Origin of the sequence: Roseburia sp. AF15-21, assembly GCF_003479505.1 — a bacterium.
In the GTDB taxonomy this organism is placed as follows: Bacteria; Bacillota; Clostridia; order Lachnospirales; family Lachnospiraceae; genus Roseburia_C; species Roseburia_C amylophila.
This window is the reverse complement of the sequence record NZ_QUHG01000005.1, coordinates 166,348-180,637: the sequence shown is the minus strand read 5'-3', so window position 1 is coordinate 180,637 and position 14,290 is coordinate 166,348. Positions and strand designations below refer to the sequence as shown.

Sequence of the window (14,290 nt, the reverse complement as noted above, 5' to 3'; positions counted from 1 at the left end):
TCTTTTTTCGTTTCCTTATTGTAGCATGATTTCCATTTTTCCTGCAAGGAAACCTTAAGAATTTCTTATCAAAACCTTGCGTTTTTACTTTTTTCTTTATTATATGGTATCTTTTTGCTATAATAAGAAAATAATGTTATTAATCCAAAGGAGGCACATTATGAATTATGGAAAGAAGAGTACCGCCAGGAAGGAAAAAGAGCTCACTTCCAAAGGTACTATGGTCCGTAAGAAGTTTTCCGTAATTTTCTGCAAGACTCTACTGATCTGCTTTTTCTTAGTAGCTGTCGTCGGTATTTGTGCAGGAATCGGAATCTTCAAAGGAATCATTGATTCTGCACCAGATATAGATGATATTGATGCAAGTCCTACCGGACAGCTCTCTACCGTTCTTGACGATGAGGGTAATGAAATTGCCACTCTGGTTACTTCCGGTACAAATCGTGACCCGGTAACCATTGATAAGATGCCGATTAATCTTCAACATGCATTCGTAGCCATCGAAGATGAACGTTTTTACGATCACAACGGAATTGATATCAAAGGAATCATCCGTGCCGGCTTCAAAGGCATTGCATCCGGTTTTCATTTTAATCAGGGAGCCAGCACAATTACACAGCAGCTTCTGAAAAACAACGTCTTCACCGATTGGACAAGCGAAGACAGTATGGCTGATAAGTTTGAGCGTAAAATACAGGAACAGTATCTGGCTATACAGCTTGAAAAAAGAGAATCCAAGAACTGGATTCTGGAAAATTACTTAAACACCATTAACCTTGGTCAGAATACCCTTGGTGTCCAGGCTGCATCCAAACGATATTTTAACAAAGATGTATCTGACTTAACACTTTCTGAGTGTGCAGTAATTGCAGCGATTACCAAGAGTCCGACAAAGTATAATCCGATTACTAACCCGGATAACAACGCATCCCGTCGTAAAGATGTCTTAGACAATATGTTAGACCAGGGTTATATTTCGCAGGAAGAACACGACGAAGCATTAGAAGATAATGTCTACGACCGTATTCAGATTGTAGATAACAGCACTTCTTCTACTGCAAATGTCAACTCCTACTTTGTGGATACCCTTACCGACCAGGTAATGGATGACTTAATCAATGAATTAGGTTATACCGAGACACAGGCTTTCAATGCACTCTATGGTGGTGGTCTTACCATTTACTCCACCCAGAATGCTAATCTCCAGCAGATTTGTGATGAGGAAGTCAATAACTTAGATAACTACAACGGTCAGGTGGAATATTCTTTCTCCTATCGTCTTTCCATCCAGAAAGCCGATGGTACACTGCAGAATTACAGTGAACAGACCATGCTCACCTACTATCGTGAAAAAACCGGTAATAACAGCTACAACATCAACTTCAGTTCCAAAGAAGATGCCCAGGCTGCCATTGACCAGTATAAAGCAGATATTATGGAAGAGGGAGATACCATCCCGGGCAGCGGAGAATCCGTTACCTTTACGATTCAGCCACAGGCTTCCCTTACGCTGATGGATCAGGCTACCGGTGAAGTGAAAGCATTAGTTGGTGGCCGTGGTGATAAAACCGCAAACAAAACCTTAAACCGGGCTTCTGATACCACCAGACAGCCGGGTTCCACCTTCAAGATTTTAGCTGCTTATGCACCTGCTCTTGACAGTGGTGGAATGACCTTAGCCTCTGTAGAAGATGATGCTCCTTATTCTTATACCAATGGACGTTCTCTTCGTAACTACGATGACCAGTATCGTGGATTTACTACTTTAAGAGAAGCAATCTGCCACTCCATCAATATTGTAACCGTTAAGACCCTCACTGATATCAGTACCGATTTAGGTTACAGTTACTTACAGAGCTTCGGATTTACCACCTTAGATGCTGAACACGATAATAATCAGGCTCTCTGCCTTGGAGGTATCTATAAAGGTGTTACCAACTTAGAATTAACTGCCGCCTATGCGACCGTTGCAAATGGCGGTACTTATACCAAACCAAGATTCTATACCAAGATTTTAGACCATGACGGAAATGTTTTAATTGACAATACTCCGCAGACCCATACTGTATTAAAGGACACCACTGCATGGCTCTTAACCAATGCCATGGAAGATGTTGTTACCTCCGGTACCGGTACAATCGTTAACTTCGGTTCTATGCCGATTGCCGGTAAAACAGGTACTACAACCTCTGACCGCGATGCTCTTTTCGTAGGATACACACCATATTATACCTGTGGTGTATGGGGCGGATATGATGATAACAGCGAACTTTCCAGCACCAGATATCCAAAGTTAATCTGGAAAGCAGTTATGTCCCGTGTTCATGAAAATCTGGAATATAAAGACTTTACTATGCCAAGCGGAATTACTTCTGCTGTCGTATGTAAGAAATCCGGAAAACTTGCCGTAGAAGGTTTATGTGACTGTGATCCGCGTGGCAGCATGGTTGAAACAGAATATTTTGCAACCGGCACAGTTCCAACAGAAGTATGTGACCATCATGTCAGCGCAACAATCTGTACTTCCTCCGGAATGCTTGCAAATGAATATTGTCCGAACGAAACAAGACAGACTGGTATCTATATCGTTGGCGGTTCTGAAGGTACGGATGACTCTCCATATCTTATGACAGATGAATTATCCAACAGCACCTGTAACGTACACACTTCAAGTTCCGTTACACAGCCTTCCACACCATCTACTAATACAACAGATACTTCTAATCCAACCAGTGGAAGTCTTACCGGTGGTGGGGATAATACTACACCAGATCATGGTAATACCGGAACCAGTACAAATACCGGTGGTGATACCGGAACCAATGGTGGTACAGGAACCGGCGACAATACAGGAACCGGTGGTGGTACAGGAACCGGTGGTGGTACAGGAACCGGCGGCAGTACAGGAACCGGTGGTGGTACAGGAACCGGCGGTGGAAGTTCCGGTACCGGCTCTGATGGAAACACTACGAATTAACCAAATCATTATTCTATAATCAGACACCTATAGAAGCTGCCAAAGGCAGCTTCTATTTTTTCTATCTGATGCCGGGCACAGACAACAACAAAAGCCCTGACATACGCCAGGACTTTCGTTGTTGATGTATATACTACTAAGGGGATTAGATAATTACTAACCTAATCACAATTAGATTAGTACATGATTAATGAAGTTCTCTTGTTACAAAATCCGGGTAAGCTGACTCTAAGCCATGCTCAGTAGAATCCAGACCTTCTAACTCTTCTTCTTTTGATACTCTAAGACCAATTGTCTTCTTTAATACGATAAATACAATGCTCATGGTTACAATTACCCAGCCTGCGATGCATACGACACCAAGTGCCTGAATAGCCAGATGATGAACTCCGCCACCATAGAAGAGGCCATCTGTATAATCGAAGAGACCTACCATCAATGTTCCAAAAAGACCACAGGCACCGTGTACGGATACAGCGCCAACCGGGTCATCTACTTTTAATTTGTCTTCTACAAAGTATACTGACATGGTACAAAGGATACCAGCTAAACCACCGATAATGAATGCACCTACCGCATCAACATTTGCACATCCTGCTGTAATTGCTACCAGACCTGCCAGGGAACCATTTAAGGACATGGACACATCCGGTTTACCATTCTTAATCCATGTATAAATCATTGCTGTAACAGTTGCTGCTGCCGGTGCAATGGTTGTTGTTGCAAAAATCTGTGAAAGCTGTAAGGTATCAGTTGCTGCTGCACCATTAAATCCATACCAGCCAAACCAGAGAATAAATACTCCCAACGCACCAATTAAAATGTTGTGACCCATAATAGGTCTTGATTTACCATCTTTGTCATATTTACCAATACGAGGTCCTAATAAAGCGGCTCCAATAAATGCGGTAATTCCACCTACCATATGAATACATGCAGAACCTGCGAAATCTGTAAATCCAAGGTCTGTAAGCCATGGAGTTCCGCCCCATACCCAGTGTGCTTCTACCGGATATACAATCAGGCTGATTACAAAACTGTAAATACAATATGTAATGAATTTGGTACGCTCTGCCATTGCTCCAGATACAATTGTTGCAGCTGTTGCACAGAATACCAGGTTAAATACGAAATTGGACCAGTCTGTTGTTCCAAAATTCTTCAATGGATTTAAACCCCATCCTACAAATTTTCCATCACCACAAAGAATATTATATCCTAATAAATAAAATGCAACGGTACCAATACAGAAGTCCATCAGGTTCTTCATTGTAATATTACCTGTATTTTTTGATCTGGTAAAACCAGCCTCTACCATTGCAAATCCACATTGCATAAAAAATACTAACGCTGCTCCCATCAGGAACCAAACACTCATATCCATAATCATTTCCTCCTTTACCAAAATAAATATTAAAGTAAAAAAAATAGAGATATCAAACAAGGCTCTCTCCTTGTCTGCTTATCTCCTTCGATAATATTTATTTGCGATATTCATTTTTCAATATCCACAAGACAGTTTCCTATCTGTGCCTTACTCCTCTTTGCATCTTTTATAATGCTTTGTCACCATGTTCACCGGTACGGATACGAACGGCATCTTCTACATCATACACAAAGATTTTACCATCACCAAAGTTACCGGTATTAATCTCATCTACTACCTTATCAATTAATCCTGGTGCAACTTCATCTGAGACAACGGTCTCTACTTTGATTTTCGGAAGTAATGTTACATTATAAGATGCTCCACGGTAATTCTTGATAATACCCTTCTGATTACCATATCCCATGCTATTTACAATGTTTAAACCATTGACTTCACTGCTTTCTAAGACTGCTTTCAAGTCTTCAAGCTTTTCCGGTTTAATAATAATTTCCAGCTTTTTCATATCATCTCGTCCTCCTTCTTATTATTGTTCACAATTTATTCACCTGGCATTCAAAGATGATTCACTTTATCAACACGCTTTTTTCAAATTAGGCTGATATAGTATAGTCATAAGCAAAAGAAAAACATAACTTTAAATATTCTTTTTCATAATCTGCCAGGTAACTTAAGTTGCCTGGCATCCTCCCTTTTATGCCTCTTTTTCCGTCTGTTCTAAGGAGAATGCCCTGCAATTAAAGTTCTTTTTTATACTTCGAAGATTAAATCTCCATAAGATGGCATTGGCCATATATCTTTGTCAACAAGCATCTCTAACTTGTCAACCGGAGCTCTTAATGCATCCATTGTTGTTTTTACAACATCTCTGTAATATACAGCCTGATCTCTTCCCTCTTCCATTGTTCCACCTTTTTCTGTTACTTCTTCCAGTTTTGCCAAAGCAACCTTGGTCTCAGATAAGAGGTCAGATACTTCTGCCAGTAATTCTGTCTGAACACTGATGTCTGCATCACATACAGATTTTACAGCTGCTGCAGAAGTTGCAAGCTCTGTTGTATATTTGATAACTGCCGGGATAATCTGTTTTCCTGCAATATCAATCATAGCTTTTGCTTCGATGTTAATCTCTTTTGCGTAAGTCTCATATTCGATTTCTACACGGGAATCCAGCTCCGCTTTGGTAAATACACCAAAACGCTCGAATAAAGAAACTGCTTTTTCTGTATTCAGTGCCGGGATTGCATCTACCATGGACTTGATGTTTGGAAGTCCACGACGCTCTGCTTCCTCTACCCATTCATCAGAATATCCATTTCCGTTGAATACGATTCTCTGATGCTCAGTTGCATATTTCTTAATCAGATCATGTACTGCCATATCGAAATCGTCTGCTTTTTCCAGTTCATCACACGCCTCAGAAAATGCTTCTGCTACAATTGTATTCAATACAACGTTAGGCTGTGCGATGGAATCCTGAGAACCAACCATACGGAACTCGAATTTGTTTCCGGTAAATGCAAACGGTGAAGTTCTGTTACGGTCTGTTGCATCTTTCATGAAGTCAGGCAATGTCTTAACACCAGTCTCTAATTTAGAACCAGCTAAACTGTGTGTAGCTTCTCCGGTGCAGATAAGCTGTGATAATACATCCTGTAACTGTTCTCCAAGATAGATAGAAACGATTGCTGGCGGTGCCTCGTTTGCTCCTAATCTGTGGTCGTTTCCAACGTCTGCTGCAGATTCACGAAGCAGGTCTGCATGTTTATCTACTGCTTTTAAGATACAGGTAAGCACTAATAAGAACTGTACGTTCTCATGAGGTGTTTTGCCCGGCTCTAATAAGTTAATTCCATCATCTGTTGTGATAGACCAGTTGTTATGTTTTCCAGAACCATTGACACCTGCAAATGGCTTCTCATGAAGCAGACACTGTAAGCCATGACGGCCGGCAACCTTCTTTAAGGTTTCCATTACTAACTGGTTGTGGTCTACTGCTACGTTTGCTTCGGAGTAGATTGGAGCTAACTCATGCTGTGCAGGAGCAACTTCGTTATGCTGTGTCTTTGCAGATACACCAAGTTTCCATAATTCTTTATTTACATCTCTCATGTATGCTGCAATTCTCTCACGGATGATTCCGAAGTAATGGTCATCCATTTCCTGTCCTTTTGGAGGCATTGCTCCAAATAAGGTACGTCCGGTAAAGATTAAATCTTTTCTCTTTAAATATTTTTCTCTGTCTACGATGAAATATTCCTGCTCCGGTCCAACGGAAGGAGTTACTTTCTTAGATGTTGTATTTCCAAATAATCTTAAAAGCCGGAGAGACTGGGTATTAATTGCTTCCATGGAACGAAGTAACGGTGTCTTCTGGTCCAATGCTTCTCCTGTGTAGGAGCAGAAAGCGGTAGGAATGCAAAGAGTTGCTCCTGCTGCATCCTGTCTTACGAATGCCGGCGAAGTACAATCCCATGCTGTATATCCTCTTGCCTCAAAGGTTGCTCTTAATCCACCGGATGGAAAAGAAGATGCATCCGGCTCACCTTTGATTAATTCCTTACCTGAAAAGCTCATCAAAACTTTACCGTTTGGCATTGGTGCTGTAATAAAGGAATCATGTTTCTCAGCAGTTACTCCTGTTAATGGCTGGAACCAGTGTGTATAATGGGTAGCTCCTTTTTCGATTGCCCACTCTTTCATCTCATGTGCCACTACGTCTGCTGTCTCAAGGTCTAATTCTTTTCCCTCTTCGATTACTTCTCTTAACTTTTTGTAGGTCTTTTTCGGAAGACGTTCCTGCATTACTGCATCATTGAATACGTTCTCGCCGAAAATATCTGCTACATTGAAATATTCTGTCTCACTCATACTATACATCCTTTCTGCCTCTCACCATAAATCCCCTGAGAAATATGATTTTTATTTTCTGCAATCAATGTATGACTTCTCTCCTCCGGTAATTCCCCAGATATAGAAAAAAGGGCATTCCAATTCCTTTGGAACACCCTTGTTCGTCACGCACATTTCATCTGCTATATCTAAAATACATGAAACTTTCTAAAAAATCAAGTCAAAGTTTATATTTTTTTTATTTTTGATACATTCTACAAATTTGTGCAAAATAATATACATTTTTTGTCGATTTTATCAATCGCCGGTTTCGAAATCAGTTGCTGCCAGGCGGTACTGCATACCCATTCTCATCTGCAACTACTTTTTCCGTACCCTCTTCTGTACTTTTTAATGTACGCATTCCGTGGTTTCCGGCACTTCAGGCAAGAAAGAATATGAAGAGTCTCTGAACTGAAATTATTCTTATCATAGGCTAAGGAAGAAAACCTCAATGCACAGTACTTCTTATCCTTAGTAAAGAAATATGCTGAATTTACAGAATTAAATGCTGAGATTATACGAGAATTCGATGACAAGATTATTATATTCAAAGCAGAGAAAATGAATGGTCGCAGACAGCAGGAAATCCAAATTATCTACAACTGCATTGGTGCAGTTAATCTTCCTGCAAGCAAAAGAAAAAAATGGCATAGCCGGATTTCTCCGAAACTATGCCGATTTTTCAAAGGATAAAAATCCCTTACTTGCACCCTCTAATGGGCGGCCCTTATAAAAATCATTCTTATTCTGCTTTTCCAACAGAACCAAATAATTCCATTTTTTCTTTTACAGTAGCTTTGATTGCTTCTGCACCTGGAGCTAATAATTTACGTGGGTCAAATCCTTTGCCCTCTAAGTCCTTACCAGCTTCAATATATTTACGTGTAGCATCTGCGAAAGATAACTGACACTCTGTATTTACATTAATCTTAGATACGCCAAGAGAGATAGCTTTCTTAATCATATCTGCAGGAATTCCTGTACCACCGTGAAGTACTAATGGCATAGTTCCTGTCTTCTGCTGGATAGCGTCCAGAGTCTCGAAGGAAAGTCCTTTCCAGTTTGCCGGATATTTTCCGTGGATATTACCGATACCTGCTGCAAGCATATCTACACCAAGATCAGCGATTGTCTTACACTCGTTAGGATCTGCGCACTCGCCCATTCCAACTACTCCGTCTTCTTCTCCACCGATGGAACCAACCTCACACTCGATAGAAAGTCCAAGCTGATGAGCTACATTTACAAGCTCTGTAGACTTAGCAAGGTTCTCTTCAAATGGATAATGAGAACCATCAAACATGATAGATGTAAATCCAGCTTTGATACATTTATAACATCCTTCATATGTTCCATGATCTAAGTGAAGTGCTACAGGAACTGTGATTCCAAGTTCTTCATCCATAGCTTTTACCATAGCTGCAACGGTCTTAAAACCTGTCATATATTTTCCTGCACCTTCAGATACACCAAGAATTACAGGGGATTTTAATTCTTCTGCAGTTAACAGTATTGATTTTGTCCACTCAAGGTTGTTGATATTGAACTGGCCTACTGCATAATGACCAGCTTTTGCTTTTTTTAACATTTCTGTTGCTGATACTAACATTTTGATTCCTCCATTGTTTTTTTTCATTGTACCATGGCTTTTCCCAAAAATAAAGTTAAAAATATAACAATCATTTTACAGATGTTTCTTTATTCTTGACCATAATCTCCAAAGCCTGGTGCATATTTCTTATTTCCACTTCCTTATGGTCTCCCCCAAACTCACCATCTAAAGTCCATGGAATAATTTCTTCCGGATAAAACTTAATATTGCTGCTCTTAAATGAGTATACCAGGTCGGTATCATCCTTGCGGCTGGTTAATGCTGCAATAATCTCATTTAACTCCAGTGGATTCTTCGGTGCTTTAATCAGTGTCACCTCAAAAACACCGTCATCCAGGAGTACATTTTTACCTGTCAGGTTCTTAAATCCCCCCACAGAAATAGAATTGGTAATCATACCATAGATAAATTCGTCCTCTAATACCTCATCATCATATTCTACCCGCATCTTATAGACCGGAATGTCTAAAAGCTGTTTCATTCCTTCTAAAATATAAGCTGCGTGTCCTAATACATTCTTTAACTGCTGGCTGGTCTGATAAGATACTGCAGTAAACAGTCCAAATGCTGCCACATATACGAATGAATCTCCATTAAAATATCCTATATCTACCGGAAACCGTCTTCCCTTTACCGCTACATTTGCTGCCTTTAGCATGCTTTTAGGTATTCTTAAAGAATTGGCAAAGTCGTTGGTACTTCCTGCCGGAATATAGCCAAGCAGTGTCTTTTCTTCACTTTCCATCATTCCGCTGACTGCTTCATCCAAAGTACCGTCTCCACCACTACAGACAATCAGATCATAATTCTTCGCTTCTTCTCTGACATGGTTCTGCGCATCCCCTTTGCTCTGTGTCGGATATATGGTTACTTCATAATCTGCCTTTACCATAATGTCTACAATTTCTAACAGTTTATTCTTAATCAGTCCCTTGCCGGAATGTGGATTAAATATAAAAAGTAATTTCTTTTTCATTTTTTACATAACCTCTCTTTTCCTTCTAGCCCTCAGACAGGAACTGTTCCAATGTATCCAAGGCTTCCTTCTCGTCCTCACCCTCAGTAACAACTGTTACCATATCCTCATAATTCATTGCCAGTGACATCATACCCATAATGCTCTTCACATTTACTTTTTTATCTCCGGATTCAATATAAATACTGCTGGAAAAACGATTTGCAGTCTGAACAAGCAATGCAATGGGACTTGCTTCGACACCATTGACAAATTTAATGGTCACCTCTTTCTTCATCATATGTATTCCTCCTCATCCTTTTCATACTCTCATGTTTTCAGCAATTTCACTTATCTTTCTTAACCTGTGATTCACGCCGGATTTTCCCACCGGTGGATTTAAGTATGCCCCCAGTTCCTTAAGAGGCGCTTCCGGGTGCTCCAAACGTACCTGTGCCATCTCGTAAAGATTATCCGGCAATTCCTGCAGTCGTCCCTTTTCCTGGATAAACTTAATATCTTCAATCTGCTTTACTGCAGCATTCACTGTCTTATTAATATTGGCAGTTTCACAATTTACCTGCCGGTTTACACTGTTACGCATCTCCTTTAAAATGCGTACATTTTCAAGGTTCATCAGTGCCACATGTGCTTCCATGATATTTAACATATCCACAATCTGTGCACCTTCTTTTAAGTATACCACATGGTGCTTCTTGCGTTCCACCACTTTCGCATCCATGCCAAAGTCACTGATTACCGTCCTGAGCTGTTCTGCCTGTTGTGGCGTTGCGCATACAATTTCAAAATGATAGGATTTATGCGGGTCACTCATGGAACCCGAAGCCAGAAATGCTCCTCTTACAAACGTCCTTCTACAGCAGGACTTCTGCAGCAACATTCCATTTACTGCCTGTCGGAACGGATGCAGTGAACCGTCCTCTTCCAAAAATTTAAGTGCCATTAATACCCTGCGCATGGCATCCTGTTCTTCTATATATAACACACCCGGATTCTGTTCAGATAACTCTGCACTGATGTCAAATGCCCGCTTCAAAAGCGTATAGCACTTTTTTGCCAATCCGGCATGTTCTGTTGCAATTTCCAATCTGGGATCTGCTCCCGTCAATATCATTCTTCCGGAAAAACTTATAATTGCTGCAAGTTCTGCTAACTGGCAGTGTCTGCTTTTACTTATATGCTTCTCCAGTTCCGCCTTTACTTCTCCCGAAAAAGACATCTCATATCTCCATCTAGTGCCGCATCGTATCCTTTTCAATGTCACGATGCTCTATCTTAATTCCAAACTGTTTCTGTTTCTCCAACCGTTTAAACAATTCATTGGCAAGGGTTACGGAACGATGCTTGCCTCCGGTACAGCCAATGGCAATTACCAGCTGGCTCTTCCCCTCTGTTATGTAATTCGGTATCAGAAATTTTATCATATCTTCTAATTTATCCAGAAATACGTGGGCTTCCTTATATTGCATCACAAAATCCTGAATTTCTTTATCATTGCCATTCTTTTGGCGTAATCCTTCCACATAATACGGATTTGGCAGAAAACGTACATCAAACACCAGATCTGCATCTGCCGGAATTCCATACTTGAATCCAAAGGATAAAATTGTGATAAATAAATTCTTAAACTCCTGATTCTCTACAAATATTTTATTTAATTCTGTTTTTAATTCTCTGGTCAGAAGATGACTGGTATCTATAATGTAATTTGCCTGTTTCTTTAAGAATTCCAATCTTCTTCTTTCTTCTTCGATGCCTTTATCGACACGATCGCTTCCTGCCAGTGGATGACTTCTTCTGGTTTCTTTATAACGTTTTACCAGCACACCATCCTCTGCATCCAAAAACAGTACATCAAATTCTTTTCCTTCACCTCTCAGGTGGTCAAGAATATCCTGCAAATCTTCCAATGCCTGTCCGCTTCGGATATCCACACCCACAGCAACCTTCTGAAGCTCGGTATTTCTTAAATCTGCCAACTCTATAAACTTTTCAATCAGCGGAATCGGCAGATTATCGACACAATAAAATCCGATATCCTCCATCATCTTAAGTGCTGTACTCTTTCCCGCCCCGGACATTCCTGTCAGAATTACCAGTTTCATGAAAATTCTCCTAACCTTCTTACTTCCGGCTCCAGTCTTACCTGAAACTCCTGTTCTACTTTCTCCTGCACCCTGCGCATCAGCTCTTCCACTTCTGCTGCAGTTGCCTGCCCACGGTTTATAACAAAGCCGCAATGTTTCTCAGATACCTGGGCATCTCCCACACGATAGCCTCTTAACCCGGCATCCATAATCAGCTTTCCGGCAAAATAGCCTTCCGGCCGCTTAAAGGTACTTCCTGCACTTGGGAATTCCAACGGCTGCTTCTCCTGCCGTTTCTGGCGGAGTTCCTGCATGACAGCTTCAATTTTCTCTTTTTCTCCGGATACTAATTTTAACGTTACACCCAGCACTACTTCCCCGGTCTCCATAACACGGCTGTGTCTGTAACTTAAGGAAATCTCTTCTACCGGAACTTCTACCACTTCACCATCTTTGGTCAAAAGATCCGCAGATACTAAAATATCCTTCATCTCTCCGCCATAAGCACCGGCGTTCATCACAACTGCACCTCCGATGCTTCCCGGAATTCCTGCTGCAAATTCCATGCCGCCTAAGGATGCTTCCAGTGCCTTGTGTGCAACCTTCGACAGCAATGCTCCCGCTTCGGCATGAATCATATTTTCCTTTACTTCAATGGAAGATGCATTTGCGCCAAATTCAATGACCACTCCGGGAATTCCCTTATCGCCCACCAGAAGATTGCTTCCGTTTCCAATAATCGTATACGGAATCTTCTTTGCTCTGCACAATGTGATGACATCCACTGCCTCTTTGATGGTCGGCATCAGAAAAATCTCTGCCATGCCCCCAATCCGGAATGTGGTATGACGGCTCATCGGCTCCTGCAAGCGTATTCTGCTTTCATCTACAATTGTCTTAATGGCTTCTATCCAGTCTTCTCTCACAATTTGCTTCTCCCATTTTTTATTTCTCTATGAAGCCAGAAATGCTACATAACCTTTATATGCTTCATATAAATCTGCTTTACTGATAATCTCCCATGGTGCATGCATATTTAAAACTGCCACACCACTGTCAATTACCTGCATTCCATAATTTGCCAGAATATACGCGATGGTTCCGCCGCCACCCTGGTCTACTTTACCTAATTCTGCAGTCTGATAAAATACATTACCATCGTCCATCACTGCACGCAATTTTCCAACATATTCTGCACTGGCATCATTAGAACCTGACTTTCCTCTGGAACCGGTATATTTATTAAATACCATTCCTTTTCCAAAATATGCTGCATTTTTCTTATCCATAACGGACGGATAATTGGGGTCAAATGCCGCACTGACATCAGAGGATAATACATGGGAATTCTGCAATGCACGACGCAGTGCAAGTTCTGTATACTGTCCTGCTGCTGCCATCACTTCTGCTGTCATATTTTCAAAAAATCTCGACTGCATCCCGGTTGCTCCCACGCTGCCGATTTCTTCTTTATCTACCAGGAGACATACACTGGTATATTCCGGTGTTTCGTTTTTTGCCAGCATTGCCTCAAAGGATGGATACGCACAGACTCTGTCATCATGTCCGTACCCCATAATCATGCTCCGGTCAAATCCATAATCTCTTGCTTCTCCGGCTGGTACCACTTCAATCTCTGCGGACAGGAAATCTTCTTCCTCAATTCCATATTCCTCTTTTAAGATTCCAAGGATATTTTCTTTTACCGTATCCTTGGCATTTTCTTTTTCTTCACCTGCAAGCGGAATACTTCCAATCAGAAGGTCTAAGTTTTCTCCTTCAATAACCTTTGCTGCTTTCTTTTCCATCTGCTCACCGGCAAGATGAATCAGTAAATCACTGACACCAAATACCGGGTCTCCCGGCTTATCTCCAATATTTACCTCTACTACACTTCCGTCTTTCTTTGCCACTACACCATGCAATGCCAGCGGAAGTGTTACCCACTGGTATTTCTTCACACCACCATAATAATGGGTATCTAACATAGCAAGCCCGGTATCTTCATAGAATGGATTCTGTTTTAAATCCATTCTCGGAGAATCCACATGTGCTCCGAGAATCCGCATGCCCTCTTCCATTGGTTTCTTTCCTACAATGAACATAGCAAGTGCTTTTCCATTATTATCTGCATACACTCTTGCACCGGATTCCAGTTTTATTCCTTCTGCAATCACTTTCTTTATATCAAGATATCCTGCTGCCTCTGCCCGCTCTACAAAAGTGCGTACACATTCTCTTTCTGTCTTACATGCTGATATAAATTTACGATACTCTTCTGCAAATTCAAAAACTTTCTTCTTCTCTTCTTCACTGTAATGATTCCATGCTACTTCTCGTTCCATATGAATGAATC

At 41.0% G+C, this 14,290-nt stretch carries 11 protein-coding genes and 1 pseudogene; 2 read left to right on the top strand and 10 right to left on the bottom strand.

The features are described from left to right. Positions 1-160 precede the first annotated feature (160 nt). Complete coding sequence (locus DWW33_RS09165; protein ID WP_118639325.1) at positions 161-2,977, top strand: transglycosylase domain-containing protein; 2,817 nt, start codon at positions 161-163, stop codon at positions 2,975-2,977. Between the two features lie 187 nt (positions 2,978-3,164). Here DWW33_RS09165 and DWW33_RS09160 read toward each other — a convergent pair whose 3' ends face one another. The 3 genes from DWW33_RS09160 to DWW33_RS09150 all read right to left on the bottom strand — a co-directional run bounded on the left by DWW33_RS09160 (position 3,165) and on the right by DWW33_RS09150 (position 7,235). Then, complete coding sequence (locus DWW33_RS09160) at positions 3,165-4,361, bottom strand: ammonium transporter (RefSeq protein WP_117696955.1); 1,197 nt, start codon at positions 4,359-4,361, stop codon at positions 3,165-3,167. Between the two features lie 169 nt (positions 4,362-4,530). After that, positions 4,531-4,869: a P-II family nitrogen regulator gene (locus DWW33_RS09155; RefSeq protein WP_022243575.1), complete on the bottom strand. Its 339-nt coding sequence runs from the start codon at positions 4,867-4,869 to the stop codon at positions 4,531-4,533. A 245-nt stretch (positions 4,870-5,114) separates the two neighbouring features. After that, on the bottom strand, positions 5,115-7,235 hold the full coding sequence (locus DWW33_RS09150; RefSeq protein ID WP_117842224.1) for a glutamine synthetase III family protein: 2,121 nt from the start codon (positions 7,233-7,235) through the stop codon (positions 5,115-5,117). A 471-nt stretch (positions 7,236-7,706) separates the two neighbouring features. On the opposite strand from DWW33_RS09150, the pseudogene DWW33_RS16320 reads away from it, so the two are divergent. Next, positions 7,707-7,952 (top strand): annotated as a pseudogene (locus DWW33_RS16320) (DUF4368 domain-containing protein); the annotation flags it as partial. 49 nt (positions 7,953-8,001) lie between these two features. On the opposite strand, the gene fba reads toward DWW33_RS16320, so the two are convergent. The 7 genes from fba to DWW33_RS09110 form a co-directional block, all read right to left on the bottom strand. Beyond that, the gene (gene fba / locus DWW33_RS09140; RefSeq protein WP_022243577.1) at positions 8,002-8,868 is read right to left on the bottom strand and encodes a class II fructose-1,6-bisphosphate aldolase; all 867 of its coding nucleotides are present in this window, start codon (positions 8,866-8,868) and stop codon (positions 8,002-8,004) included. 70 nt (positions 8,869-8,938) lie between these two features. Next, positions 8,939-9,847 carry a diacylglycerol/lipid kinase family protein gene (locus DWW33_RS09135; RefSeq protein WP_117696671.1) on the bottom strand — a complete coding sequence of 303 codons (909 nt, stop codon included), beginning with the start codon at positions 9,845-9,847 and terminating at the stop codon, positions 8,939-8,941. A gap of 25 nt (positions 9,848-9,872) precedes the next feature. Beyond that, on the bottom strand, positions 9,873-10,127 hold the full coding sequence (locus tag DWW33_RS09130) for an HPr family phosphocarrier protein (RefSeq protein WP_022243579.1): 255 nt from the start codon (positions 10,125-10,127) through the stop codon (positions 9,873-9,875). A 21-nt stretch (positions 10,128-10,148) separates the two neighbouring features. Then, complete coding sequence (gene whiA / locus DWW33_RS09125; RefSeq protein WP_022243580.1) at positions 10,149-11,066, bottom strand: DNA-binding protein WhiA; 918 nt, start codon at positions 11,064-11,066, stop codon at positions 10,149-10,151. A 13-nt stretch (positions 11,067-11,079) separates the two neighbouring features. Further along, on the bottom strand, positions 11,080-11,952 hold the full coding sequence (gene rapZ, locus DWW33_RS09120; protein ID WP_118057105.1) for an RNase adapter RapZ: 873 nt from the start codon (positions 11,950-11,952) through the stop codon (positions 11,080-11,082). Further along, a complete protein-coding gene (murB, locus tag DWW33_RS09115) occupies positions 11,949-12,860 on the bottom strand; it encodes a UDP-N-acetylmuramate dehydrogenase (RefSeq protein ID WP_118172849.1) in 912 nt (303 codons plus the stop codon). Before murB ends, rapZ begins: the two co-directional genes overlap by 4 nt. Positions 12,861-12,887: 27 nt before the next feature. Then, positions 12,888-14,279 (bottom strand): aminopeptidase, encoded by a 1,392-nt coding sequence (locus DWW33_RS09110; RefSeq protein WP_117947727.1) that lies wholly within the window; start codon positions 14,277-14,279, stop codon positions 12,888-12,890. Positions 14,280-14,290 lie beyond the last annotated feature (11 nt).

Bases quoted from the DNA above. Each gene is read 5' to 3' on its own strand.
- DWW33_RS09165 (WP_118639325.1), top strand. From the start codon at position 161: ATGAATTATGGAAAGAAGAGTACCGCCAGGAAGGAAAAAGAGCTCACT.
- DWW33_RS09110 (WP_117947727.1), bottom strand. From the start codon at position 14,279: ATGGAACGAGAAGTAGCATGGAATCATTACAGTGAAGAAGAGAAGAAG.
- fba (WP_022243577.1), bottom strand. From the start codon at position 8,868: ATGTTAGTATCAGCAACAGAAATGTTAAAAAAAGCAAAAGCTGGTCAT.
- whiA (WP_022243580.1), bottom strand. From the start codon at position 11,066: ATGTCTTTTTCGGGAGAAGTAAAGGCGGAACTGGAGAAGCATATAAGT.
- DWW33_RS09155 (WP_022243575.1), bottom strand. From the start codon at position 4,869: ATGAAAAAGCTGGAAATTATTATTAAACCGGAAAAGCTTGAAGACTTG.
- DWW33_RS09160 (WP_117696955.1), bottom strand. From the start codon at position 4,361: ATGGATATGAGTGTTTGGTTCCTGATGGGAGCAGCGTTAGTATTTTTT.
- DWW33_RS09135 (WP_117696671.1), bottom strand. From the start codon at position 9,847: ATGAAAAAGAAATTACTTTTTATATTTAATCCACATTCCGGCAAGGGA.
- DWW33_RS09150 (WP_117842224.1), bottom strand. From the start codon at position 7,235: ATGAGTGAGACAGAATATTTCAATGTAGCAGATATTTTCGGCGAGAAC.
- DWW33_RS09130 (WP_022243579.1), bottom strand. From the start codon at position 10,127: ATGATGAAGAAAGAGGTGACCATTAAATTTGTCAATGGTGTCGAAGCA.
- rapZ (WP_118057105.1), bottom strand. From the start codon at position 11,952: ATGAAACTGGTAATTCTGACAGGAATGTCCGGGGCGGGAAAGAGTACA.